The sequence below is a fragment of the Bosea sp. AS-1 genome (genome assembly GCF_002220095.1).
In the GTDB taxonomy this organism is placed as follows: domain Bacteria; phylum Pseudomonadota; class Alphaproteobacteria; order Rhizobiales; family Beijerinckiaceae; genus Allobosea.
On sequence record NZ_CP022372.1, the window covers coordinates 2,809,068 to 2,831,235 of the forward strand.

Here is a 22,168-nt window from a genome sequence, read left to right on the forward strand (position 1 = left end):
GGTATGATTGCTTGATCTGGATGGAGCCGCCGGTCATTCCGGGGCAGGCCGCAGGCCTGAGCTCGGAACCCATGAACACGACAGAGCGTCATTCTCGGGCGAAGCGAAGCGTAGACCCGAGAATCTCCGGCAAGAGATGCCCGGGTCAAGCCCGGGCATGACGGCCGTAGGTGTTCATGGATTCCCGGCTCGGCGCTTGCGCGCCGCCCCGGAATGACGGCGGGTGATTGCCTGCCTCAGGCCGCTTCCGCGAGGCTCGCCACCGCCGCGGCGACGCCGCCGGAGCCGTGCGGGATCTCCCTGGCCTGCAGCGCCATCTCGACGGCGCCGAGCGTGCCCAGCAGGGCGGCTGCGTTGAAATGGCCCATATGGGCGATGCGGAAAGCCTTGCCGGAGTAGTCGCCGATGCCCAGGCCGAGCGTGACGCCGCAGATGTCACGGGTGAAGTCGGTGACCGTGGCGACGTCGAAACCGGGCGTCAGGATCGTCGTCACGGAGGGCGCGCGATCCGGCGGTTCGGTGACGCTGAAGGACAGGGCCTGGCCGCTGGCCCAGGTTTCGACCGCGGCATGCGTCGCCTTCGCGAGCAGGGCGTGGCGGCGCCAGACCGCTTCCAGCCCTTCCTCGAAGATCATGTCGAGCGCAGCGCGCATGCCGAAGAGCAGATGCTCCGGCGCCGTGCCGCAATGCTTCATATAGGCCAGCGTGTTCATGCGGCCGCTCCAGTCCCAGTAGCCGCTGCGCATGCCGGCGCGGGCGTGGGCGGCCAGCGCCTTCCCGTTGGCGGCGACGAAGGCGAGGCCGGGCGAGGACATCAGCCCCTTCTGCGAGGCGGAGACGGCGACGTCGACGCCCCAGGCGTCCATCTCGAATTCCATGCAGCCGACCGAGGCGACGCCGTCCACCATGAACAGGGCAGGGTGCCCGGCAGCGTCGATCGCCTTGCGGATCGCGGGGATGTCGTTGACGACGCCGGCGGCGGTGTCGATCTGCACCGTCATCACGGCCTTGATCGTGTGACCGGTGTCGGCACGCAGCCGCGCCTCGACGGCGGCGGGGTCGACCGCGCGGCGCCAGCTCCCGGGCAGCATCTCGACGTCGGCACCCATGAAGCGCGCCATCTCGCCCCAGCCGACGGCGAAGCGCCCGCTCTCCAGCACCAGCACCTTGTCGCCGCGCGAGAGAACGTTGGTGAAGGCCGCTTCCCAGCCGCCATGGCCGTTCGCCGCGTAGATGAAGGTCTCGCCGCTGGTCCGGAAGATGCGCTTGAGATCGGCCAGGACCGTTTCGGTCAAGGTGACGATGCTGTCCGAGCTCAGCTCCTCGGCCGGGCGCATCATCGCTTGCAGCACGCGGTCGGGGATATTGGTCGGGCCGGGCATAGCGAGCAGCGGCCGGCCATTGGCCAGAGACATCGGGAATCCTCGGGGTGGGAAGGTCGCCTGTAGCAGGCAATCGGATATATCGCGGCCTTGCGCAAGCAGGGGCACGGCATTGCTCTCACTCCCGCCTTGCATGACGCCGCGGGCACGATGCCCAACGCGCCTCGCGCGGATAGGCCTTGCGTCCTCCTTGGGAAAAGGCCCAAAAGGCCCGTCCGGAATCGCGACCACCGTCGCCGATCATGTCTACGGAGCGACCATGACCGATCTTGCTCTCCGCCGTCCCTTCAGCCCGCTGCGCCTGGAAAGCCGCTCGCTCGCCTGGCAGGCCGGCGCCGTCATCGTCGGCAGCCTGCTGCTGGCGCTGTCCTCGCAGATCAAGGTGCCGATGTATCCGGTGCCGATGACCATGCAGACCTTCGCCGTGACGCTGATCGGCGCGCTCTATGGCTGGCGGCTGGGCGCCGTCACCGTGATCGCCTGGCTGCTGCAGGGCCTTGCCGGCCTGCCGGTCCTCGCCGGCGCCGTCGGCGGCGCGGCCTATTTCGCCGGCCCGACGGGCGGCTATCTCATCGCCTTCCCCTTCGCCGCGGCCCTGACCGGCTGGCTCGCCCAGCGCGGCTGGAACGGCAGCCGGGTCTGGCTCGCCTTCGCCGCGATGCTGGCCGGCAATATGCTCTGCCTCGTGATCGGCGTGGCCTGGCTCGCCGTCCTGATCGGCCTGCCCAAGGCGATTGCGGTCGGCGCCACGCCGTTCCTGCTCGGCGCCGTGCTGAAGTCGGCCCTCGCAGCGGCTGCGCTCAAGGCTTTCGCGCCGCGTCGCTGAGCCGACCCGCGCTTTAGTCCTACGACCCGGCAGGCTTCGGCCTGCCGGTTTTTTCGTGCCGGGATTCGTCACGCGCGACGCGACGAATGCCCGGTTTCGCGGGGGTGGACCAAAAGGCCGGTGCGGTCGCAGGCTGCATCCCGCGCCGGGTCCCCTATTCATCGCCGGCAATGCGAGGAACGAGAGCCCATGAGCCGTCTGGACAGCTTCATCCGCCGCCTCGAAGCGCAGCGCACCGTTTTGAACTGGGCGGCTGCCTCGATCCAGGGGCGGGACGGCCTCGTGCTCGAGCTCGGCCTGGGCAACGGGCGGACCTATGATCATCTGCGCGAGCTGCTGCCGGACCGCGATATCTACGTGTTCGAGCGCAACCCGCAGCCCAATCCGCGCTCGCTGCCGCCCGAGTCGTTCCTCGTCGTCGGCGATATGGCGGAGACGCTGGGTGCGTTCGAGAAACGGCACGGAGCGGCGGCGGTGCTCGTCCATGCCGACGTCACGACCGGCGTGCCGGAGCGGGACGTCATCGCATTCGCGTGGTTGCCGGCCCATATCGTCGCGCTGGCCGCGATCGGGGCCACTGTCGTGAGCGGCTGGGCGCTGGATCACGACAAGCTCGAGGCCGTAGCCTTGCCTCCGGACGTTCCGGAAGGGCGGTATTTCGCCTACAGGCGCGTCGCCTGAGGCAAGATCGGCTACGTATGCCAGGCGCATGGTCCTGACGGGCGCTGGCAGGACCGGATATGGCCTTCCTGCCCCAGTTGAGCGATGCTGCCGCATCGGAAGGCCGGGACGACGGATCAAATCCCCCGGCCTCGCGTTACAGCGTGAGCCGCCTGCGTGATCGGCCCCGGCGGCTCGGGTCGCGGTTCAGCGGGGGAAACGATGACGATGAAAACCACTCTTGGAGCCGCGGCGTTCGCGCTCGGCCTGGGTCTTGCCACTCCAATCCTCGCCTGCGAGCTCGACCGGCCGCTGAAGATCGCCGGGCTCGACTACGATTCCGCCGCCTTCCACACAGCCGTCGCCAGCGCCATCGCGGAAAAGGGTTTTGGCTGCAAGGTCGAGCGCGTGCCGGGCGCGATCGCCCCGCTGGTCAACGGCATGGGGCGCGGCGATGTCGACGTCGTCATGGAAATCTGGATGGCCAATCCGGTCGAGGCCTGGGTGAAGCAGGCGGCCGAGGGCAAGGTCGAGCCGCTGGGCACCACGTTCCCGGATGCGAATGAGGGCTGGTTCGTGCCGCGCTATCTGGTTTCCGGCCCGGATGCCAAGGCGCCGGACCTGAAATCGGTGCAGGATCTCAAGCGCTACAAGGATCTCTTCGCCGATCCCGAGGAGCCGGGTAAGGGGCGCTTCTACAATTGCGTCGCCGGCTGGGTCTGCGAGGGCATCAACACCAAGAAGCTGGCGGTCTACGGGCTGGCGCAGGATTTCACCAATACGCGTGGCGGCTCGGGCGAGGCGCTGGTCGCTGCCATCGAGGCCTCGCTGAAGCGCAAGAAGCCGGTGCTGTTCTACTACTGGGGGCCGAGCTGGCTGCTGGGCGCCTATGACCTGGTCAAGCTCGAGGAGCCGCCTTTCGACCCGAAGATCTGGGAGGAGCTCAAGACCAGCGATGCGCCGAAGCAGGCGACGGCCTATCCGACGAGCCGCGTCGTCATCGGCGCCAATGTCGAGCTGGCCAAGAAGGCGCCGCAGCTCGCGGGCTTCCTGAAGAACTACACCACGACCAGCGACCTGACCTCGAAGATGCTCGCCGAGGCCCGCGAGAAGGGCGTGACCCCGGAACAGCAGGCGCTGGTCTTCCTCAAGACGGAAGCCGATGTCTGGAAGAAATGGCTGCCGGCGGATGTGGCCGCCAAGGTCGCGTCCAGCCTGTGACGCCTGGCTGGTTGCCGGATTTCGGCAAGACCCTTCAGGGGCTGGTGAACCGGGGGGTCGACGCCGTCGTCACCGGCTATGGTGACAGTCTCGACGGATTCAGCGCGCTGCTGACCGCGCCGGTGCGCGCCGTCGAGACCGCCCTGCTGCATATCCCGGTCCCCGTCTTCGCCCTCGCCGTCGCTGCGGGCGCCTGGCTCGCGCGGCGGAGATGGGGGTTTGCGCTGGCAATGGCAGTCCTGCCGCTGGTGCTTGCCGTCCTGGGCGTCTGGACCGAGGCGATGCAGTCGCTGGCCCTGGTCACGGTTGCGGTGCTGCTCGTCGTCATTCTGGGCCTGCCGCTCGGCGTCGCGGCGGCGCGCCTGCCACGGCTGGGGAGGGTGCTTTCACCCCTTTACGACCTGATGCAGACCATCCCGAGCTTCGTCTACCTGATCCCGGTGGCGATGGTGCTCGGGCTGGGGCGGGCGCCGGCGCTGGTCGCGACGCTGATCTATGCCCTGCCGCCTTTCGCACGGCTGACGGAGCTCGGCCTGCGCGGCGTCGATGGCGAGCTCGTGCTGGCGGCCCGTGCGCTCGGCCTCGGCCCGCGCCAGACGCTCTGGCTGATCGAGTTGCCGCTGGCGCGGCCGACCATCCTGCAGGGACTCAACCAGGCGATCATGATGGCGCTCGCGATGGTCGTCGTCGCCTCGATGATCGGGGCGAAGGGACTGGGCGAGGTCGTCCTGCTCGGCCTGCAGCGCGCCGATCCGGGCCTCGGCTTCGTCGGCGGGCTGGCGATCGTGCTGCTCGCGATCCTGCTCGACCGGATGGCGCAGGCCATCTTCGTCGAACGCCGGCAGGAAGGCTGAGCCCGCCGCGGCCAGGTGAGGTGTGCTCGCAGAGCACGCTCGCCGCTTCGCCCGCGACAAGCGTAGCCCGCCACGCTATGAGCGTGCACGCGTCGTTCGGGCGCGGGCTTCGAAACGGACCGGGATTGCGGACAATGAATGTGACGGAGGCGCTGACGATCGTTCCGCCGGGCTTCCCCCTGCGGGGCTGGGTGGTTCCGCCGGGTTCAAAATCCATCACCAACCGCGCATTGCTTCTGGCCGCGCTGGCTGGAGGCACCAGCCGGCTGACCGGCGCCCTGAAAAGCGACGACACCCGTTACATGGCGCAGGCGGTCCGTGCGATGGGCGTCGTCGTCGACGAGCCCGACGCGACCACCTTCGTCGTTTCCGGAACCGGCCGGTTGCAGCCGCCCACGGAACCGCTCTTCCTCGGCAATGCCGGCACGGCGACGCGCTTCCTCACGGCGGCGGCCGCGCTGGTCGATGGCAAGGTGGTCGTCGACGGCGACGAGCACATGCGCAAACGCCCGATCGCGCCGCTGGTCGAGGCCTTGCGTGCGCTGGGCGTCGCTGTGAACGCTCCCACCGGTTGCCCGCCCGTTACGATCGAAGGGCAGGGTGGCTTCCCCGCCGGGCGCGTGGAAATCGATGGCGGCCTCTCCAGCCAGTACGTGTCCGCTCTGCTGATGGCGGCCGCCTGCGGGCGCGGGCCGGTCGAGATCGCCCTGACGGGCAAGGACATCGGTGCGCGCGGCTATATCGACCTGACATTGGCCGCGATGAAGGCCTTCGGCGCCGCGGTCTCGCAGCCGGACCCGGCGACATGGCGCGTGGAGCCGACCGGCTACAAGGCGACCGACTTCCTGATCGAACCCGATGCGTCCGCCGCCACCTATCTCTGGGCGGCAGAGGTGCTGACCGGCGGCGCCATCGATCTCGGCGTGGCTCCAGCGGCCTTCACCCAGCCCGACGCGGTCGCTCACCAGATCATCGCGAGCTTCCCGAACCTGCCGGCCGTGATCGACGGCTCGCAGATGCAGGATGCGATTCCGACCCTCGCCGTGCTCGCGGCGTTCAACCGGACGCCGGTTCGCTTCGTCGGGATCGCCAACCTGCGCGTCAAGGAATGCGACCGGGTCTCGGCGCTGGCGCAGGGGCTGTCGCGGATCCGGCCGGGCCTCGGCCGCGAGGAGGGGGACGATCTCCTGGTGGCCTCCGATCCGGCTCTCGCCGGGCAGACCCTGCCGGCGCAGATCGACAGCCATGCCGATCACCGCATCGCGATGAGCTTCGCGCTAGCCGGCCTCAAGCTCCACGGCATCACGATCCTCGACCCCGCCTGTGTCGGCAAGACCTATCCCGGCTACTGGCAGGCGCTCGCTTCGCTCGGCGTCAAGCTGGAAGGCGGTCGCCCCTGATCTGAAAGGGGCCGCCCGCCGTTGCGATTCGGTCGGGGAAAACCTCTTGAACAAAAAGAGAACATCGTTGATAGTCGGGGGCATCGCCGATAGGGTTCGGCTCCGGTCATTCCGACCGGTTTGTGTTTGAAGTGCGCAGGAAGTGGAGCCTGTCATGGCTGGTAGCGTCAACAAGGTCATTCTGGTCGGCAATCTCGGGCGGGACCCGGAGGTGCGTCGCCTCGGCAGCGGCGAGCCGGTCGTCAATCTGCGCATCGCAACCTCGGAAACCTGGCGCGACAAGCAGTCGGGCGAGCGCAAGGAGCGCACCGAGTGGCATTCGGTCGTGATCTTCAACGAGAACCTCGCCAAGGTCGCCGAGCAGTATCTCAAGAAGGGCTCGAAGGTTTACATCGAGGGCCAGCTCCAGACCCGGAAGTGGCAGGACCAGTCCGGCGTGGAGAAGTACACCACCGAGATCGTGCTGCAGCGCTTCCGCGGCGAGCTCACCATCCTCGACAGCCGCCAGGGCGGCGGCGACGAATATGGCGAGGGCGGCGGTAGCGGCGGCTACATGGAAGACCGTTCGGGTGGCGGCGGTTCCTTCGGTCGCTCCGGTGCGATGGGCGGCGGCGGTGGCGGCTCGCGCCAGCCGGCCATGTCGGGCGGCGGTGGCGGCGGGCGCTCCTCGTCGAGCCATCTCGACGACGACATCCCGTTCTAGGAACGGCCTTCGGCAGATCTGGAAAGCCGGACGTTCAAGGCGCTGCTCTGCAGCGCCTTTTTCGTTGCAGAACGGGAGGTCTGCTAGCTGGGAGTTCGATCGTCGTCGAGGGCGAAGCCCGATGGATCGCGTTTCCACTGAGCGTGCTTCGCCAGACCGATCCGATTCAAGAGGGTATTTGCCTCTGATCAAAGACCGGCGCGGCCAGGTTCCCTATGCAACAGGCTCCCCAGAACGGCCAATGGGAGCCGCATCATGGCTGCTGCGTCCTATCGAGACGAACGCCTTCCCCGCTACACCAGCTATCCCACGGCTCCGCATTTCGGCCCGGCCGTCGATGCGCAGGACTACGCCGGCTGGCTGAAGACGCTCGTGGCGGGGACGGCGACGTCGCTCTATCTGCATGTGCCGTTTTGCCGGTCGATGTGCTGGTATTGCGGCTGCCACACCACGGTCGCGCTGCGCAATGGACCGATCGTCGACTATCTCGCGGCGCTGCGCGGCGAGATCGCGCTGGTCGCCGAGCAGCTCTCCGCGCCGCTCGATGTACGGCACATCCATTTCGGCGGCGGCACACCGACGATTCTGGAGCCAGCGGCTTTCGTGGCCCTGGTCGCGTTGCTGCGCCAGCGCTTCGCCGTCCACCCCGAAGCCGAGATCGCGGTCGAGATCGATCCGCGCCGGCTCGAGCCGGCGATGATCGCGGCGCTGGCGGCAGCCGGTGTGAACCGCGCCAGCCTCGGCGTGCAGAGCTTCGATCCCGAGGTGCAGAAGGCGATCAACCGCATCCAGAGCGTCGAGCAGACTGCCGCCGTGGTCAGCGGCCTGCGAGCTGCCGGAATCGGCGCCGTCAGCTTCGACCTGATCTACGGACTGCCGAAGCAGACAGTGCAATCCTGTCTCGACACGGTCGAGCAATGCCTGGCGATGCGACCCGACCGCTTCTCCATCTTCGGCTATGCTCATGTGCCCGAATTCAAGAAGCATCAGCGCCGCATCGCCACCGCCGACCTGCCGAATGGGGACGAACGTCACGAGCAGGCGGAGGCGATGGCGCAAAGCCTTGTCGCGGCGGGCTATGTCCGCATCGGGCTCGATCATTTCGCCTTGCCGGAAGATCCGATGGCGCGCGCGCTGTCGCAGGGCAGGCTCCATCGCAATTTCCAGGGCTACACCACCGATCCCTGCGAGGCCCTGATCGGCTTCGGCGCCTCGGCGATCGGCAAGCTGCCGCAAGGCTATGTCCAGAACGAGGTGGTGATCGGCCGCTACGCCGAGCGCATCGCCGACAATGCGCTGCCGGCTGCCCGCGGCTACCGCCTGAGTGCCGAGGACCGCCTCCGGGCCGAGCTGATCGAGCGGGTGATGTGCGATCTCACGGTCGATATCGATGCCGTCTGTGCCCGGCACCCGGTCGACCCGCAGGTCCTGGCACCGGCGTTGTCCGCTCTTGGTGAACTGGCGCGCGACGGCATGATCGACTTCGACGGTAGCCGCGTGCTCCTGCCGGAGGATGCGAGGCTTTTCGTGCGCAAGGTCGCCTCGGTTTTCGACGCCCATATCGACCAGTCGCCGCGCCGCTACAGCCGTGCCGTCTAGCTGTCGCGGCCCTGCCATTCGGCCGGCGCCGGTGCATCGAGGCAGAGGTCGAGATCGAGCAGGCCGATGGCGCGCAGCGCGATCTGGTCGACGATCGCCGCCACGTCGCGCGGCTTCAGGTAGAAGGCCGGTACGGGGGGCGCGACGATCGCGCCATATTCCGTGACCTGGGCCATGGCGCGCAGATGGCCGAGATGCAGCGGGCTCTCCCTGACCAGCAGCACGAGCCGCCGCCGCTCCTTGAGCTGAACGTCGGCCGCGCGCGCCAGCAGATCCCCGAGCTGGCCGTAGGCCACGGCGCTGAGGCTGCGCATCGAGCACGGCGCGACGATCATGCCGGCGGTGCGGAAGGAGCCGCTGGCGATGCTGGCGCCGATGTCGCGGTGATCGTGGCAATGGGAGGCCAGCGCCCGGGCGCGCGCCGGCGCGTCCGGGCCGATCTCCGCTGCGAGCGTTCGTTCCGCCGCCGCGGAGATGACGAGATGCGTCTCGATCTGGCGGACCTCCGAGAGCCGTTCCAGCACCCTGAGCCCGATCGCCGCACCCGAGGCGCCGCTGATGCCGACGATGACGCGCACCGGCCGGTTCATGACACGGCTCCCGATGCCGGCACCAGCCCGAGCGCCGGCCAGAGCTCGTCGATGCGGGCGATGGTCCGCGGGTCCATGGCCATCGGCCGGCCCCATTCGCGTTCGGTTTCCGGAGCGAGCTTGTTGGTGGCGTCGATGCCGAGCTTGCCGCCCAGCCCCGGCTTCGGCGAGGCGAAGTCGAGATAGTCGATCGGCGTATCGGTGAGGGTAACGAGGTCGCGGCTCGCGTCGGCGCGGGTCGAGACCGCCCACATCACCTGCGCCCAGTCGCGCGGGTCGATGTCGGCATCCACCACGATCACGAGCTTGGTGTAGCTGAATTGCGGCAGCAGCGACCACAGGCCGAGCATGAGGCGGCGTGCCTGCCCGGGATAGCGCTTGGCGATGGCGACGACGGCGATCCGGTAGGAGCAGGCCTCCGGCGGCAGCCAGACATCGATCACTTCGGGAAATTGCTGTTGCAGGAGGGGCAGGAACAGGGTGTTGAGCGCCTCGCCGATGCGCGAGGGTTCGTCCGGTGCCCGGCCGGTGAAGGTCGAGAGATAGAGCGGCGCCCGCCGCATCGTCACGGCCGTGACCCGCATCACCGGGAAGGGCTCGACGGAATTGTAATAGCCGGTGTGGTCGCCATAGGGACCTTCCGGCGCCGTCTCATCCGGCGAGACGAGGCCTTCGATGACGATCTCGGCCTCTGCCGGCACTGACAGCGGAATGCTGACGCAGGGGACGAGCGCCGGCCGCTCGCCGCGCAGCAGGCCGGAGAAGTGCAGCTCCGGCATTGTTTCCGGCAGCGGCAGCACAGCCGAGAGGATCGTGGCCGGGTCGGCGCCGATCACGACGGCAACCGGCATGTCGCGCCCGAGCCGGCGCCATTGCGCATGGTGGCGTGCGCCGCCGCGATGGGCGAGCCAGCGCAGGATGGCGCGGTCGCGTCCGAGCACCTGCATGCGATAGACGCCGAGGTTGCTTTTGTCCTGCGACGAAGGCTCGGGCGGCACCGTCAGCACCAGTGGCCAGGTGATCAGTGGCGCCGGCTCGCCCGGCCAGCAGAGCTGGGCCGGCAACGCCGCCAGATCGATCGCCTCGCCCTGGAACACCAGCTCCTGCACCGGCGCGCGCTTGCAGCTGCGTGGGCGCATCGACAGGGCCGCACGCGCCAGCGGCAGCGCCTGCCAGGCTTCGGCCAGCCCGCGCGGCGGCCTGGGTTCGCGCAACGCGGCGAGCATCCGACCGAGCGCGGGGAGGTTCCGCTCCTCGACCCCCAGTCCCCAGGCGACGCGCTCCACCGTGCCGAAGAGATTGGCGAGCAGCGGAATGCGGGAGACGGTTCCATCCGGCTGGACGGGGCGTTCGAATAGCAGCGCGGGTCCGCCGTCCGCGATGACGCGGCGGTGGATCTCGGTGATCTCGTGCACCACGCCGACGGGTTCGGCGATCCGCCGGAGCTGCCCGGCGGCATCGAGATGGGCGAGGAAGGCGCTGAGGTCGCGGAAGCGAGGCAGGTCGCGGATCGGCAAGGCAGGGGCTCCGGTTGCCGGACCATCGCCCGCTTCATTCGCGGTCGTCTTTGCGCCGGAGCAACGAGCACGCCGGCTCCCGCCCTAGTCTCCTGCGTCGGAGGTCAGCGATGCCGGAACCGGAGACGACAGGATTGCACGCGGTGACGCCAAGGTTGCCGCCATGGCTGGCGCAGGCGGTTGCGCCCTTGCCGCTTGCGCCGTTGCAGCCGGCTCTGGCCTTGCTGCTCGCCCGTATCGGCCGTGCCCATCCTGATCTTTACGATCGTCTTGGCGAGCATGCGCAGAAGCGGTTCGGCATCGATCCGATCGATCTGCCGTTCGCCTTCGTGCTGGAGCCGAAGCCGCGCCGGCCGCTGGCGCGTGCCGTTCGCGAATTGCCGGCCGGGCTCGACGCCAGCATCCGCGGCCCGCTGGCAGGGCTGATCGGCATGGCGGAAGGGACGCTCGACGGTGACGCCCTGTTCTTCTCGCGGGTGCTCTGGGTGGAGGGCGACGTCTCTGCCGCGCTCGCGCTGCGCAACGCCATCGACGATGCCCGCATCGATTTCGGTGCGCTCCTGTTCGGTGGTCTCGGGCCTGTGGGCGCGCGTCTGGCGGACGTCCTGCGCGAGCGGATGCGTGCGCGACCCAGTGCATCGGAGGATCCGGCGTGGAGCTGATCTGCCCGGCCGGGACACCGGCTAGCCTCGAAGCTGCGGTCGCGGCGGGGGCCGATGCCGTCTATTGCGGCTTCCGCGACGAGACCAATGCCCGCAATTTCCCCGGCCTCAATTTCTCGCGCGAGGAATTGCGCAAGGGTATCGCCTTCGCGCACCGCCAGGGCGTCAAGGTGCTGGTCGCGATCAACACCTTCGCGCGGGCCGGCTCGTTCGGACTCTGGCAGGCAGCGATCGATGACGCCGTCGCGGCCGGGGCCGATGCCCTTATCCTGGCTGACCTCGCGACGCTCGACTATGCCGCGCGCCGTCACCCCGAACAGCGACTGCATGTCTCGGTGCAGGCGGGGGCGGCCAATCCTGACGCGATCCGCTTCTATGCCGAAAGCTTCGGCGCACGCCGCGTCGTCCTGCCACGCGTGCTCAGCGTGCCGGAGATCGCGGCGATCGTGCGCGAGAGCGGCTGCGAGACGGAGGTTTTCGTCTTTGGCGGTTTGTGCGTGATGGAGGAGGGACGCTGTTCGCTCTCCTCCTACGCCACCGGTCAGTCGCCGAACATGAACGGCGTCTGCTCCCCGGCAAGTCATGTCGCCTACGCCGAGCGCGACGGGCGCATCGTCTCGACGCTGGGCGGCTTCACCATCAACAGCTTCGGCAGGGACGAGCCGGCCGGCTATCCGACCCTTTGCAAGGGCCGCTTCGCCACGCCCAAAGGCTCCGGCTACATCTTCGAGGAGCCGGTGAGCCTCGATGCCGCAACGCTGCTGCCAGCCCTGCGCGACGCCGGCGTGACCGCACTGAAGATCGAGGGGCGCCAGCGCGGCCGCGCCTATATCGCCGGCGTCGTGCGCTCCTTCCGAGCCATTCTGTCCGCGCTCGACGAGGGCCGCAACGCCGCCGGGGCCGGACTTGCCGCCATGGCGGAGGGGCAGGCGAGTACAGTCGGCGCCTATCGCAAGACCTGGCGCTAGCGGCCGGGATCCAAGGAAGGAATAGCGGCGATGCAGCTCACCCTCGGCCCGGTCCTCTATCATTGGGCGCCGGAACGCTGGCGCGATTTCCATTACCGGATCGCGGATGAGGCGCCGGTCGACACGGTGGTGGTCGGCGAGGCCGTCTGTTCGAAGCGCACCCCCTTCAAGCAGGACTACATCCCTGCCGTGGTCGAACGGCTGGAGGCGGCCGGCAAGCGGGTGCTGCATGCCTCGCTGATCCTGGTCTCCCTGCCGCGCGAGCGCCGCCAGACGCGCGAACTGATGCAAGCCGAGGAGGCCGAGGTCGAGATCAACGATCTGAGCTGCCTCGCCTCGCTTGGCGCGCGCGCCTTTGCCGTCGGGCCCTTCGTCAACGTCTACAATGAAGGCACGGCGGCCTTTCTGGCGCGGCGAGGCGCGACGCGCATCTGCCTGCCGCCGGAGCTGCCTCTACCTGCCGTCACGGCCATCGCTACCGCGCTGCCCCAGCTTGCCGTCGAGGTCTTCGCCTTCGGCAAGGTGCCGCTGGCGATCTCGGCGCGCTGCTACCACGCCCGCGCCCACAAGCTGACCAAGGACAATTGCCGCTTCGTCTGCGAACAGGATCCCGACGGCATGCCGGTCGAGACGCTCGACGGTGCCGGCTTCCTCTCGGTGAACGGGGTGCAGACCCTGTCGCATGGTTCGGCCAGCCTATTGCGGGACATTCCGGCGCTGCGCACGGCCGGGGTCGCCTCGCTCAGGCTCTCGCCGCAGGACTGCGACATGGTCGCGGTCGCACGGCTGTTCCGCGACGTCGCCGATGAGCGGCTCGATCCGGAAGAGGCCGAGAGCCATCTTGGAGCGGCCTATCCCGGCGTGCCGCTCGCCAACGGCTTCCTGCATGGCGCGCCCGGCCATCTCCGCATGGGAGCAGGCGCCGGCGGACGCGGTGAACTGCATTGAACCGATCCGAAGGAAAGGGAGCGGGGCATGACTGGCGGCCAGGGCAAGCGAAGCCCCTCTGAGAAAAGTGTTCCGGCCACGCCGGCGAGCGAGCTGATCGGCAGGCTGCGCCGGGTGCTGCGACCGGAGGAGCTGGACTGCGCCTGCCGCGAGACGCTCGACGGTGCGCTCGACCGGTTCGACCATCTCGAGCGCCGGCGCGAAGCACGCCGCCGGCTCTCTTCCGCGCGCGATCACAAGGAGCGGATCGCCGCGCTGCTCTCCTTCCTGTCCGAACTGGATTCGCTCACCGAGGCGGAGAGCGACCGCAGTGTCTTCGAGGAGATGGCGCTGCTCTTCGTCGAGATCGCCCGCAGCGCCGAGGCCGGCGCCGCATCGCTGCGCGAACTGTGACGTCAGATCTACGGCCTCCGCCGCAATGCGTCGCGTCTTTGCGTTTTCGCAACTTGGCGCCAGCCCGCGCTCGCTAATGTTGCGGTGCAGCGAGGGGCTGATGAGCCCGCTGCCACGATGGAGAAGACAGATGTTCAGGACGATTCTGGTCGGCGCGCTCATGACCTTGGCCGCCGCCGGCGCGAATGCCGCGGAGGTCGAGGTCAAGATGCTCAACAAGGGCGCGGCAGGGGTCATGGTGTTCGAGCCGGCGCTGGTGAAGATCGCGCCGGGGGATACCGTGAAGTTCGTTCCCACCGACAAGAGCCACAATGCCGAGAGCATTCCCGGAATGCTGCCGGAAGGCGCGGCGCCCTTCGCTGGCAAGATGAACGAGCAGATCGACGTCACCTTCAAGGAAAACGGCGTCTACGGCGTTCACTGCAAGCCGCATTACGGCATGGGCATGGTGGCGCTGGTCGTGGTCGGCGAACCGGGCAATGTCGACGCTGCCACGGCGGCGGCGGCCAAGACGCCGGGCAAGGCCAAGCAGGTCCTCGCCGATCTCCTCGCCAAGGCGAAGTGAGCCGGTTGCGATCATCCCCGAAAATCATGGGCGCGGCAGCCAGCCGCGCCCGCTTGCGTCAGGAGGTCGACCATGGCGCCCATTCCGAGGCTGCGAGCCTATGACGGCCCTGCCGTGCTGTCCTATGGATTCAGGCCGCTGTTCCTGCTGGCGGCGCTGCAGGCCGGGTTGACGATCCTGGTCTGGCTGCCTTTCGTCACCGGCCATCTCACCGTGCCGACCGCCTTCGCGCCGATCGACTGGCACATTCATGAAATGCTGTTCGGTTATCAGGTCGCCGCCATCGGCGGCTTTCTGCTGACCGCGATCCCCAACTGGACCGGTCGGCTGCCGGTTCAGGGCATGCCGCTCCTGGCGCTCGTCCTCTCCTGGCTCGCCGGGCGGGTTGCGGTCACGGTCTCGGCGCTGATCGGTTGGCGCCTCGCCATGGCGATCGATGCCCTGTTCCTCCTGCTGCTCGCCGCGGCTGCTGCGCGCGAGATCGTCGCCGGGCGCAACTGGCGCAATCTCAAGGTCGTCGTCCTCGTCGCCCTGCTGCTCGCGGCCAACCTGGCCTTCCATCTCGAAGCAGGCCTGACGGGAAGCGCCGAGTTCTCCCGCCGTTTCGCCATTGCCGTGGTGCTGATGCTGGTCATGCTGATCGCGGGGCGCATCGTGCCCAGCTTCACGCGCAACTGGCTGGCGCCGCGCAAGGGCCGGCTGCCGGTGCCGTTCGGCGGTTACGACAAGATCGTGCTGGCCGGCAGCGTGGTCGCGCTGGGCCTCTGGGTCGCGATGCCGGAGATGTTCGCGACCGCTATCGCTCTGGCTGTCCTGGCTGTGCTCCATCTCATCAGGCTGGCCCGCTGGGCGGGCGAGCGCTGCTGGCGCAATCCGCTGCTGATCATCCTCCATGTCGCCTATCTGTTCGTGCCGCTCGGCTTCGGCCTGACGGCGCTGGCGAGCTTCGGCCTGATCGCGCCGGGCGCCGGCATCCACGCCTGGACGGCCGGAGCCTTCGGGACCATGACGCTGGCGGTGATGTCGCGCGCCAGCCTCGGGCATACCGGCCGCCCGCTGATGGCGACCGCCGCGACGCAGGCGTGCTACGTTCTTGTCGTGGTCGGCAGCGTCGCGCGGATCTGCTCGGCGCTCGGGCATGGTCCGGCCGGGCTGTTGCACGTCGCGGGCTTGAGCTGGTCACTGGCCTTCATCGTCTTTGCGCTGGCCTATTGGCCGGCGCTGACCGGCGCGCGCCTGGGCGGCAAGGCCGCTCCCACCCCCGGCGCCGCCTGAGCCGCACACATATCGGAGTTATTCGGCATTCTCGGCCAGGCGTGACAGCCCGGCCCTGTCGCGCACCACGAGCTTCTGGCGCCCACCTTCGACCAGCCCCTGCGTCTCCCAAGCACTGAGGATGCGGGAGACCGTGTGCAAGGTGGTGCCCGTCATTTCGGCGATGTCGCGCCGCGAGATCGGGAAGTCGACGCGCAGCCCCGCTTCGTCGCGCTTGCCGGCCTGCTCCACCAGCCGCAGCACGGCATGGGCGACACGGCGCTCGACCTCCTCGGTCGACATCTCGCGGATGCGCGTGTGAGCCTCGTCGAGGCGCTGGCCGATCGTGCGGATCGCATTCATCGCCAGATGCGGATTGTCCTCGACGAAGCCGTCCCAGGACGTGGTCGGCCAGGCGGCGACGAGACTGTCGACCGCCGCCGTCGCCGTGCCCGGATAGTCGCTGCGGCCGAGCGCGCGCGTGAAGCCGAAAAGGTCGCCGGGATGGACGACGCGCACGATGATCTGCTGGCCGTCGCGCGTGACCTGCGTCACCTTCAGCCGGCCGTGCAGAAGCAGGTAGAAGGCCTGCGCCTGATCACCCTGTTCGAAGACCGCCTCGCCCTGGGGAATCCGGCGCGTGCTCGCCTGTGCCGTCATGCGGTCGAGCTGGGCATCGTTCATCGCCGCGAAGAGCGGAATGCTGCGCAGCACGCTGCGATCCATGGCCACGATGCTGCTGCCTTCCCTACGGCGGGCTCGAGAAAAACCCGCGATCAGCCGGTCCTGCGGGATGCGAAATAAGACTGCAATCGCTCCGGCCATTCAAGTGCGTCACGATACCCCAGCGAGGGCGATTCTGGCGCCGGCCAAGAGGCAGATGAGCGCGGCATAACCGATAAGAGCTCCCGCCAGCGCGCGGCTTTCCCGCTGCAGCCCCATGAAGCCCAGCACCACGAGGACAACCTTTGCCAGGCTGAGCATGGCGATAGCAGATCCGCGCAGTCCGGCCGGAAGATGGGAGGCCGCAAACAGGCTCAGGCCCGTCGCGACGAGCAGGGCGATAAGGACGGCAGGAAGCGTCAGTCCGCGGGAAGACAGCATCTCAACCCAAATAGATGACGGGGAGGATCAGCAGCCAGACCAGGTCAATCAGGTGCCAGACGGTCGCGACGGTGGCGACATGGCGCGGCACTGGCCGCCAGGCGACGAGCAGCAGCAGGCCGGCGACGAACAGCACATGCGCGAAATGGAAGCCGACGATGAGCGGGTAGAGCTCGACGAGCCGCCCCTCCGTCGCCGCGAGCGTCGGCAGTTCGTGGACGAAGGCTGCGATCTTCAGCCCGCAGAAGACAAAGCCACCGAGCGCGGCTGCAACGAGGTTGTGACGCGGATGACGGCCCAAGGCGGCGCAGGCCGCGAAGAAGCCGCTGGTCAGCAGCACGGCCGTCGCGATACCGGCGAGGTTCGGGTCCAGGGCTCGGCGCAGTGTCACCAGGGACGACGGATCGAGCGCGCTGAAGAGCAGGAAGGCACCGAGCAGCGCTCCGAAGACGACGAGTTCGCTCCAGACGAGGATCCAGAGCAGAAGCTCCATGCCGTCTTCGGACGCTGGCTGGGCGCCGCCGAGGCTGCGGCGATCAACGCTGGCATTCATGCCGGCAGCAGCCGGCCGAGGCTCGCGGGCAACCGGTCGCGCCAACTCCGCTCACGCACCAGGCGGAAGCCGAGATTGTCGGGCGGCGTGCCGACCGAACAGCCGCCGCTCTTCGGGTTTCGGATGAAGAAGGTCATCATCGCGCGATGCTGGCCCTCGACGACATAGATGCCACAATTGGTCGTTTCCCCGACAGTGCGGCCGCCGGCATCGAGCGAGACGCGGCGCAGGCAGCTCTGTGTCCATTCCCAGACATTGCCGGCGATGTCGCTGATGCCGTGCTCGTTGGCGCCAAAGCTGCCGACAGGCCGCGGCACGGGGTCGCTCGCCGCCTTGCGATTGGTCTCGCGGTCGTAATCGGCGAGCCAGCGCCGGGCCGGATTGGCACTGTCAGGATCGAGTCCGCGCGCATCGTCGACGAAGCGCGAGCCGGCGGCCTGCGCCCATTCGCGGTCGCTCGGCAGGCGCCAGACAGCGCCGGTCTTGCGTGAGAGCCAGGCGGCGTAATCGGTCGCGTCGCTGTGGCTGACGCCGGTCACCGGCAGGTCGCCGCGCGGTGCCGGCTTGTCGAGGCGCTTGCAGGCGCCGTCGGCAACGCAGCGCGCATAGTCGGCGGCAGTCACCTGATAGCGCATGATCTCGAGCTCGCGCAGCCTGATCGCGACGCGGGGCGCATCGACCGGCCGGCCGGCGCGGCTGTATTCGCCGTCGAGGCGATGCAATAGCGTCGCGGCCGGCACGAGGGCTGTCTGAGGCAGAGGGAAGGTCGGCGCCGTGGGCCGGCGTGGGGGCGCCGCCAGCATAAGGGTGGCGGCCCCTGCCATGAACAGGAGCCCGAGCGAGGTCGTCAGCCCCGGCAGCGCGAGGCGCAGCGTCGTGGCCATGATGGGAACTCCCTGTCGGGAAAGGGGGACCTCCCCGCCGGTTGGCGGGGAGGCGAGGGATGATCAGATGCCGGCCGGGGCCAGGATCTGCTTCATCAGGTCGTCGTTCCACTCGCCCTCGACCTTGAAGTGGCCGGCGGCACCGAGCTCGAAGGCCTCGATCAGGTTGTGGTTGACGTAGGCATAGATGCCCGGCTGCAGGAAGGTGTAGAGCGCCGCACCCGCGCAGCCGCCCGGGATGAACCAGGTCTCCAGGTCGCGCTCCGGCGGGTTGCGGAACTTGCCGGTTGCCCAGACATAGTCGCCATGGCCGCCGATCAGGTGGGGCCGCGTGTCGCGGTTGGCCTGCGAATGGACGATCAGCACGGTCTCGCCGACCTTGGCGGTCATGGCGTTCTTGCCGGTCAGCCCGCCGACCTTGCCGTTGAAGACGACATGGGTCGGGGTCAGCGTCCGCATCGCCTTCTGCACGTCCTCATGCGCTTCGCCGGGGCTGGCGTAACGCTTGAAGTTCCCGTTCTCGTCGCGCGGGACATAGAAGTCCTGTTCGCCGACATAATAGACCTTGTCGTATTTCAGCGGCTTGCCCTGGTGATCCTTCAGCCCGTCGCGCGGCAGCACCATGATGGCGCCGTTCATGCCGGCGGTGACGTGCCAGGGCACCATGCCGGGAGGGGCGCAGTGATAGACGAACACGCCCGGCCGGGTGGCCTTCCAGCGCAGCACGACCCGCTCGCCGGGGTTGATCTCGGTCAGCGCTCCGCCGCCGAGCGCGCCCGTCGACGAATGGAAGTCGATGTTATGCATCAGTTCGTTGGTGTCGGCGTTGATCAGCGTCAGTTCGACGTAATCGCCCTCATGAACCACCATCAGCGGGCCGGGGACCGTGCCGTTGAATGTAAAGGCGAAGGTTTCGGTGCCGGCATCGTCGAGGACGATCTTCTTTTCGTGGATCGTCATTTCGAATTCGACGACCTTCGGGCCGCCGGTCGCGATCTGCTCGTGCACCTGCACGAAGGGGGGATCGACCAGCTTGGCCCTGATGCGCGGCAGCTTGGCGACATCGGCGGCCGTGGCCTTGCTCATGACGGCCTGTGCCTGAGCCGGCTGAGATGTCGCGGCCTGGACGAATGCCCCGGTGGCCGCCGCTCCCGCCAGAATGCTGCGGCGGGTCAGTTTGAGCTCTTCGCCCATGGCTTGTCTCCTTGCCAACGACCGGAGATCAACCGGTCGTGAAGACTTTAGGAGACTGGGAAAATCGCTCTTTGTTGCAGCACAATATTTTTGACGATCTTAACCGCGGTTACTCGGCCGCGATCATCGCCGGTTCCCAGGCCGGCTCATAGGTCAGTGTCACAACGACGGCGGTGACGCCGGAGACGGCTCCGGCGGCTGCCGCCACGGCCTCGCGGAGAAAGCCCGCCAGCGGGCAGCCGCGCGTGGTTGTCGTCATGGTGATCGCGACGTTGCCATCCGGCGCGGCCGCGATCGCGTAGATCAGGCCGAGGTCGACCACGCTGCGACCGATCTCGGGGTCGAGCACGTCGCGCAGCGCGATCTCGACGAGGCGTTCCAGATTGGCGCTCATCCGTGCGCCCTCCCGCCGCCATGGCGCACCAGCAGGCGATAGGCGGTGCCGGAGGCGTCGAAATTGCCGGCCCATTCGTGCTGGCGCTTGGCCAGTTCCGGGAAGAGGAAGACCGGCTCGCGGGCGAGCAGTGCGAACAGCACGTCGCCGGGCTGCAGGTCTTCGAGCGCCTCCAGGATGCGGACCATCGGCTCGGGCGGTTCGAGGTCGGTGAGGTCGAGCTCCTCGATGGGATTGCCCCAGGACATCGCGGAGGGGCTGCTGCCGGTGGCGAGGCCGGCTTCGGTCTCGATTCCGGCGACGGGCGAGAACACGACCTCCCAGTCGCCGCCGTCGAGCGGCCGGTCGCTGGCGGCGAAGCCGCGATTGGCCATCACCGAGAACAGCGGCACCGGCCGGAATGGCGCGATGAGACGCAGCGACTCGCCGGGTGCCAGCGCGCCGACGGCGTCCATGATCGCCTGGAACGGTTCCTCGCCGGCCCGCAGCATCGGGCGGACATCAAGTTCGCGGATGAGCGACGGTTCTGGTTTCGACATGGGGAGATCTCCTTTCCTCGGCCCGCGCGGCCAGGAGCCTGGGGCGTTCATGCGCCGGCGGCCGTTCCGCGGCCTTGATCTGCGACAAGCGGCGAATGTGGATGAGTTCGGCGATGAGGCCGACGGTTCCAGTCAGGCAGAGCGCCATGGCCGACCGGAAAGCAGTCGTTGCCTCGATGGCGAGCGTGGCAGCTCCCAGAACGACCCCGGCGTAATAGAGCATGAACCACCAGCCGGTGCGCGGCATGGCGACGAGGTCGCCTACGCGCGGCGCCGGGCCGCGTCCGAGCCGAGGCGCATAGGTTTCGAGCCATGTCACGAAGGAGACGATCTTCACGAGCTGCGCGAGGGTCAAGCCGCCGAGCCAGCCGAAGGCGAGCAGGAAGACGAGTGCCGCGATCAAGCCATCGCCGGCACGGGCGACGATGGCGACCGGCAGCAGCGTGAGCCCGAGGCCAAGCGCGGCGAAAGCCGGGAGACTGGCAAGCATGTTGATCTCCAGCGCCTTGCGCCGGCGGGCGCGATAGAGGGCGAGGATGTCGCGGCCGTAGAAGACGCCGGCCAGGATCAGCACGGCGAGCGCCGACGTGATCCAGATGGCTCCCGGTTCGATGCCGGCGAATGGCGCGACGAGGCCGGCGAAGGCGAGGCCGAGCCCGAGGCTTGCGAACAGCAGCACGGGGCGCACGCGATGCGCGGGCGGCTCCGGCGCCATCATGAACATGACGAAGAGCCGGTAGCTGACACCAACGGCGATGAGCCCGAGCCAGCCGCCGAGGCCGAGCAAGGCGTGGAAGGGCAGGCCATCGGGAAGCAGGGCCACGGAGCCGAGCCAGTCGCCGCGCCCCGACAGAAGTGTCGTGAAGGCGGTGCCGCTCAGTGCCGTCGCTGCGAGGCAGGCGAGACCGGTGAGGACGAAGCGGGCGAACAGACCGATCGGCCGTGCGCTCAGCAATGTTGCGACCAGCATTAGGCTAAGCAGGGAGAAGCCTCCGAGCAGGAAGGCGGCGCCTAGCGGCATCAAGTCGAGCGGGGTCTCGATCCAGCCGGCGAGCGTTACGAAGCCGGTGCAGAGCAGGATGAGGCCCATGATGAGCGCGAACAGGGCCGGCAGAGCGAGGCGGGAGAAGGCGAGGGGCCGGGAGACCAGCACCGGCACGAATTGCAGCAGCGCGCCAGCCATGGCGAGGCTCAGCCAGCCGATCGCAACGAGATGGACGAGGACGAGCGTGGCAGGCTCGGCGAGGCCGGCAGCGGGATAGCCGATGCCGATAACGGCGAGAGCCTCGGCCGCGAGCAGGAACGCGAGCGCGGCCGCGAAATAGCTCATCGTCCAACGGGACAGCGATGCCATCGGCATGGCTGCGGTCTCCCGATATCGGCGGCGTCAGTGGCCGCAGGTGCAGGAATGGCCTTCGTCATGGCCGCCGCAATCGGCGTCATGGCCGTCGTCGCCGGCTTCGTTGCGGCCGATCTCGACCTGCCAGATTTCCGGTCCCTGCACGATATAGGCCCAGGAATAGGCGCCGGGATAACGTGCCTCGATCTGCCGGCGCAGCGGCGCCGGGTCATGGTCGTTGACGATGCTGAAGGCATCGCCGGGGGAGAGCCGCTCCAGGATGCCGAAGATCGTGGCATGGCGCACGACAGGCGGGATCGCGCGCACGTCGAGAGGTTCGAGGGGTTGAATGGTCATGGGGTTCGGCTCCGGTTGCGGCCCCGATGCGGGCGGCTCGCCAGCCTAGCGAAGGCGCCCCAGCGGCAATTTGCCGAAACGCAAACAGCGCGGCTGTGCCGGCCTTATTGTTCGAGGAAGAGCAGGACGGCGATGGCGAGCGACATCGTGATCGCGACGGCGACGCCGCCCTTCTGCAGCACGCCCATCCGGTAGAGCAGCAGGGCCATGACGATGATCGCGGGCGTGGCGACGACGAGACCCATCTGGGCATCGGTCATGA

Annotated in this window: 26 protein-coding genes; 13 read left to right on the forward strand and 13 right to left on the reverse strand. The window is 68.4% G+C overall.

The features are described from left to right. Positions 1–236 precede the first annotated feature (236 nt). Positions 237–1,415, reverse strand: coding sequence for a pyridoxal-phosphate-dependent aminotransferase family protein (locus tag CE453_RS15125; protein WP_089175343.1), 1,179 nt, complete (start codon positions 1,413–1,415; stop codon positions 237–239). Between the two features lie 226 nt (positions 1,416–1,641). Between CE453_RS15125 and CE453_RS15130 the strand changes: the two genes are divergently transcribed. The 7 genes from CE453_RS15130 to hemN all read left to right on the forward strand — a co-directional run bounded on the left by CE453_RS15130 (position 1,642) and on the right by hemN (position 8,645). Beyond that, positions 1,642–2,208, forward strand: a complete 567-nt coding sequence (locus CE453_RS15130; RefSeq protein WP_089175344.1) for a biotin transporter BioY — start codon at positions 1,642–1,644, stop codon at positions 2,206–2,208. A gap of 189 nt (positions 2,209–2,397) precedes the next feature. Next, on the forward strand, positions 2,398–2,889 hold the full coding sequence (locus CE453_RS15135) for a class I SAM-dependent methyltransferase (RefSeq protein WP_089175345.1): 492 nt from the start codon (positions 2,398–2,400) through the stop codon (positions 2,887–2,889). Between the two features lie 207 nt (positions 2,890–3,096). Next, positions 3,097–4,089, forward strand: coding sequence for an ABC transporter substrate-binding protein (locus tag CE453_RS15140; RefSeq protein WP_248307745.1), 993 nt, complete (start codon positions 3,097–3,099; stop codon positions 4,087–4,089). After that, positions 4,086–4,943 carry an ABC transporter permease gene (locus tag CE453_RS15145; RefSeq protein ID WP_248307746.1) on the forward strand — a complete coding sequence of 286 codons (858 nt, stop codon included), beginning with the start codon at positions 4,086–4,088 and terminating at the stop codon, positions 4,941–4,943. Before CE453_RS15140 ends, CE453_RS15145 begins: the two co-directional genes overlap by 4 nt. Before the next feature lie 134 nt (positions 4,944–5,077). Next, the gene (gene aroA, locus CE453_RS15150; protein WP_089175348.1) at positions 5,078–6,343 is read left to right on the forward strand and encodes a 3-phosphoshikimate 1-carboxyvinyltransferase; all 1,266 of its coding nucleotides are present in this window, start codon (positions 5,078–5,080) and stop codon (positions 6,341–6,343) included. A gap of 154 nt (positions 6,344–6,497) precedes the next feature. Next, entirely contained in the window at positions 6,498–7,046 is a 549-nt protein-coding gene (gene ssb / locus CE453_RS15155; RefSeq protein ID WP_089175349.1) for a single-stranded DNA-binding protein, read from the forward strand. Positions 7,047–7,301: 255 nt separating this feature from the next. Beyond that, positions 7,302–8,645: an oxygen-independent coproporphyrinogen III oxidase gene (gene hemN / locus CE453_RS15160; RefSeq protein WP_089175350.1), complete on the forward strand. Its 1,344-nt coding sequence runs from the start codon at positions 7,302–7,304 to the stop codon at positions 8,643–8,645. Here the strand turns inward: hemN and CE453_RS15165 are convergent. Both CE453_RS15165 and CE453_RS15170 read right to left on the reverse strand, forming a co-directional pair. Beyond that, complete coding sequence (locus tag CE453_RS15165) at positions 8,642–9,235, reverse strand: UbiX family flavin prenyltransferase (protein ID WP_089175351.1); 594 nt, start codon at positions 9,233–9,235, stop codon at positions 8,642–8,644. The genes hemN and CE453_RS15165 overlap by 4 nt on opposite strands. Then, positions 9,232–10,752 carry a UbiD family decarboxylase gene (locus CE453_RS15170; protein ID WP_089175352.1) on the reverse strand — a complete coding sequence of 507 codons (1,521 nt, stop codon included), beginning with the start codon at positions 10,750–10,752 and terminating at the stop codon, positions 9,232–9,234. The genes CE453_RS15165 and CE453_RS15170 overlap by 4 nt, the downstream gene beginning before the upstream one ends. A gap of 110 nt (positions 10,753–10,862) precedes the next feature. Between CE453_RS15170 and ubiT the strand changes: the two genes are divergently transcribed. The 6 genes from ubiT to CE453_RS15200 all read left to right on the forward strand — a co-directional run bounded on the left by ubiT (position 10,863) and on the right by CE453_RS15200 (position 15,563). Then, on the forward strand, positions 10,863–11,414 hold the full coding sequence (gene ubiT / locus CE453_RS15175) for a ubiquinone anaerobic biosynthesis accessory factor UbiT (protein WP_089175353.1): 552 nt from the start codon (positions 10,863–10,865) through the stop codon (positions 11,412–11,414). Further along, positions 11,405–12,382, forward strand: coding sequence for a ubiquinone anaerobic biosynthesis protein UbiU (ubiU, locus tag CE453_RS15180; RefSeq protein ID WP_089175354.1), 978 nt, complete (start codon positions 11,405–11,407; stop codon positions 12,380–12,382). The genes ubiT and ubiU overlap by 10 nt, the downstream gene beginning before the upstream one ends. Before the next feature lie 30 nt (positions 12,383–12,412). Continuing rightward, positions 12,413–13,330, forward strand: a complete 918-nt coding sequence (gene ubiV / locus CE453_RS15185; RefSeq protein ID WP_089175355.1) for a ubiquinone anaerobic biosynthesis protein UbiV — start codon at positions 12,413–12,415, stop codon at positions 13,328–13,330. A 27-nt stretch (positions 13,331–13,357) separates the two neighbouring features. Then, positions 13,358–13,723 (forward strand): hypothetical protein, encoded by a 366-nt coding sequence (locus CE453_RS15190; RefSeq protein WP_248307747.1) that lies wholly within the window; start codon positions 13,358–13,360, stop codon positions 13,721–13,723. A gap of 130 nt (positions 13,724–13,853) precedes the next feature. After that, the gene (locus CE453_RS15195; RefSeq protein ID WP_089175356.1) at positions 13,854–14,288 is read left to right on the forward strand and encodes a pseudoazurin; all 435 of its coding nucleotides are present in this window, start codon (positions 13,854–13,856) and stop codon (positions 14,286–14,288) included. Positions 14,289–14,360: 72 nt separating this feature from the next. Further along, entirely contained in the window at positions 14,361–15,563 is a 1,203-nt protein-coding gene (locus tag CE453_RS15200) for an NnrS family protein (RefSeq protein WP_089175357.1), read from the forward strand. 18 nt (positions 15,564–15,581) lie between these two features. Here the strand turns inward: CE453_RS15200 and CE453_RS15205 are convergent, their stop codons facing one another. From CE453_RS15205 to CE453_RS28945, 10 genes are all read right to left on the reverse strand, one after another. Next, the gene (locus tag CE453_RS15205; protein WP_349236623.1) at positions 15,582–16,274 is read right to left on the reverse strand and encodes a Crp/Fnr family transcriptional regulator; all 693 of its coding nucleotides are present in this window, start codon (positions 16,272–16,274) and stop codon (positions 15,582–15,584) included. Between the two features lie 102 nt (positions 16,275–16,376). Then, positions 16,377–16,646 (reverse strand): cytochrome C oxidase subunit IV family protein, encoded by a 270-nt coding sequence (locus CE453_RS15210; RefSeq protein ID WP_089175358.1) that lies wholly within the window; start codon positions 16,644–16,646, stop codon positions 16,377–16,379. 1 nt (position 16,647) lies between these two features. Then, entirely contained in the window at positions 16,648–17,199 is a 552-nt protein-coding gene (locus CE453_RS15215) for a cytochrome c oxidase subunit 3 family protein (protein ID WP_248307748.1), read from the reverse strand. Beyond that, positions 17,196–18,083, reverse strand: coding sequence for an SUMF1/EgtB/PvdO family nonheme iron enzyme (locus CE453_RS15220; protein WP_089175359.1), 888 nt, complete (start codon positions 18,081–18,083; stop codon positions 17,196–17,198). Before CE453_RS15220 ends, CE453_RS15215 begins: the two co-directional genes overlap by 4 nt. A gap of 63 nt (positions 18,084–18,146) precedes the next feature. Next, positions 18,147–19,277 carry a copper-containing nitrite reductase gene (nirK, locus tag CE453_RS15225; RefSeq protein ID WP_089175360.1) on the reverse strand — a complete coding sequence of 377 codons (1,131 nt, stop codon included), beginning with the start codon at positions 19,275–19,277 and terminating at the stop codon, positions 18,147–18,149. Between the two features lie 109 nt (positions 19,278–19,386). After that, the gene (locus tag CE453_RS15230) at positions 19,387–19,671 is read right to left on the reverse strand and encodes a metal-sulfur cluster assembly factor (protein WP_089175361.1); all 285 of its coding nucleotides are present in this window, start codon (positions 19,669–19,671) and stop codon (positions 19,387–19,389) included. Continuing rightward, the gene (locus CE453_RS15235; RefSeq protein WP_089175362.1) at positions 19,668–20,210 is read right to left on the reverse strand and encodes a DUF2249 domain-containing protein; all 543 of its coding nucleotides are present in this window, start codon (positions 20,208–20,210) and stop codon (positions 19,668–19,670) included. The genes CE453_RS15230 and CE453_RS15235 overlap by 4 nt, the downstream gene beginning before the upstream one ends. Next, positions 20,173–21,570 carry a hypothetical protein gene (locus CE453_RS15240; protein WP_198302119.1) on the reverse strand — a complete coding sequence of 466 codons (1,398 nt, stop codon included), beginning with the start codon at positions 21,568–21,570 and terminating at the stop codon, positions 20,173–20,175. Before CE453_RS15240 ends, CE453_RS15235 begins: the two co-directional genes overlap by 38 nt. A gap of 27 nt (positions 21,571–21,597) precedes the next feature. Beyond that, entirely contained in the window at positions 21,598–21,906 is a 309-nt protein-coding gene (locus CE453_RS15245) for a DUF2249 domain-containing protein (RefSeq protein ID WP_089175363.1), read from the reverse strand. A 104-nt stretch (positions 21,907–22,010) separates the two neighbouring features. Next, positions 22,011–22,166, reverse strand: a complete 156-nt coding sequence (locus tag CE453_RS28945) for a hypothetical protein (RefSeq protein WP_089175364.1) — start codon at positions 22,164–22,166, stop codon at positions 22,011–22,013. Positions 22,167–22,168 lie beyond the last annotated feature (2 nt).

Coding starts and splice junctions, on each gene's coding strand:
- CE453_RS15125 (WP_089175343.1), bottom strand. CDS start 1,415: ATGTCTCTGGCCAATGGCCGGCCGCTGCTCGCTATGCCCGGCCCGACC.
- CE453_RS15130 (WP_089175344.1), top strand. CDS start 1,642: ATGACCGATCTTGCTCTCCGCCGTCCCTTCAGCCCGCTGCGCCTGGAA.
- CE453_RS15135 (WP_089175345.1), top strand. CDS start 2,398: ATGAGCCGTCTGGACAGCTTCATCCGCCGCCTCGAAGCGCAGCGCACC.
- CE453_RS15140 (WP_248307745.1), top strand. CDS start 3,097: ATGAAAACCACTCTTGGAGCCGCGGCGTTCGCGCTCGGCCTGGGTCTT.
- aroA (WP_089175348.1), top strand. CDS start 5,078: ATGAATGTGACGGAGGCGCTGACGATCGTTCCGCCGGGCTTCCCCCTG.
- ssb (WP_089175349.1), top strand. CDS start 6,498: ATGGCTGGTAGCGTCAACAAGGTCATTCTGGTCGGCAATCTCGGGCGG.
- hemN (WP_089175350.1), top strand. CDS start 7,302: ATGGCTGCTGCGTCCTATCGAGACGAACGCCTTCCCCGCTACACCAGC.
- CE453_RS15165 (WP_089175351.1), bottom strand. CDS start 9,235: ATGAACCGGCCGGTGCGCGTCATCGTCGGCATCAGCGGCGCCTCGGGT.
- ubiT (WP_089175353.1), top strand. CDS start 10,863: ATGCCGGAACCGGAGACGACAGGATTGCACGCGGTGACGCCAAGGTTG.
- ubiV (WP_089175355.1), top strand. CDS start 12,413: ATGCAGCTCACCCTCGGCCCGGTCCTCTATCATTGGGCGCCGGAACGC.
- CE453_RS15190 (WP_248307747.1), top strand. CDS start 13,358: ATGACTGGCGGCCAGGGCAAGCGAAGCCCCTCTGAGAAAAGTGTTCCG.
- CE453_RS15195 (WP_089175356.1), top strand. CDS start 13,854: ATGTTCAGGACGATTCTGGTCGGCGCGCTCATGACCTTGGCCGCCGCC.
- CE453_RS15200 (WP_089175357.1), top strand. CDS start 14,361: ATGGCGCCCATTCCGAGGCTGCGAGCCTATGACGGCCCTGCCGTGCTG.
- CE453_RS15210 (WP_089175358.1), bottom strand. CDS start 16,646: ATGCTGTCTTCCCGCGGACTGACGCTTCCTGCCGTCCTTATCGCCCTG.
- CE453_RS15215 (WP_248307748.1), bottom strand. CDS start 17,199: ATGAATGCCAGCGTTGATCGCCGCAGCCTCGGCGGCGCCCAGCCAGCG.
- CE453_RS15220 (WP_089175359.1), bottom strand. CDS start 18,083: ATGGCCACGACGCTGCGCCTCGCGCTGCCGGGGCTGACGACCTCGCTC.
- nirK (WP_089175360.1), bottom strand. CDS start 19,277: ATGGGCGAAGAGCTCAAACTGACCCGCCGCAGCATTCTGGCGGGAGCG.
- CE453_RS15230 (WP_089175361.1), bottom strand. CDS start 19,671: ATGAGCGCCAATCTGGAACGCCTCGTCGAGATCGCGCTGCGCGACGTG.
- CE453_RS15235 (WP_089175362.1), bottom strand. CDS start 20,210: ATGTCGAAACCAGAACCGTCGCTCATCCGCGAACTTGATGTCCGCCCG.
- CE453_RS15240 (WP_198302119.1), bottom strand. CDS start 21,570: ATGCCGATGGCATCGCTGTCCCGTTGGACGATGAGCTATTTCGCGGCC.
- CE453_RS15245 (WP_089175363.1), bottom strand. CDS start 21,906: ATGACCATTCAACCCCTCGAACCTCTCGACGTGCGCGCGATCCCGCCT.
- CE453_RS28945 (WP_089175364.1), bottom strand. CDS start 22,166: ATGACCGATGCCCAGATGGGTCTCGTCGTCGCCACGCCCGCGATCATC.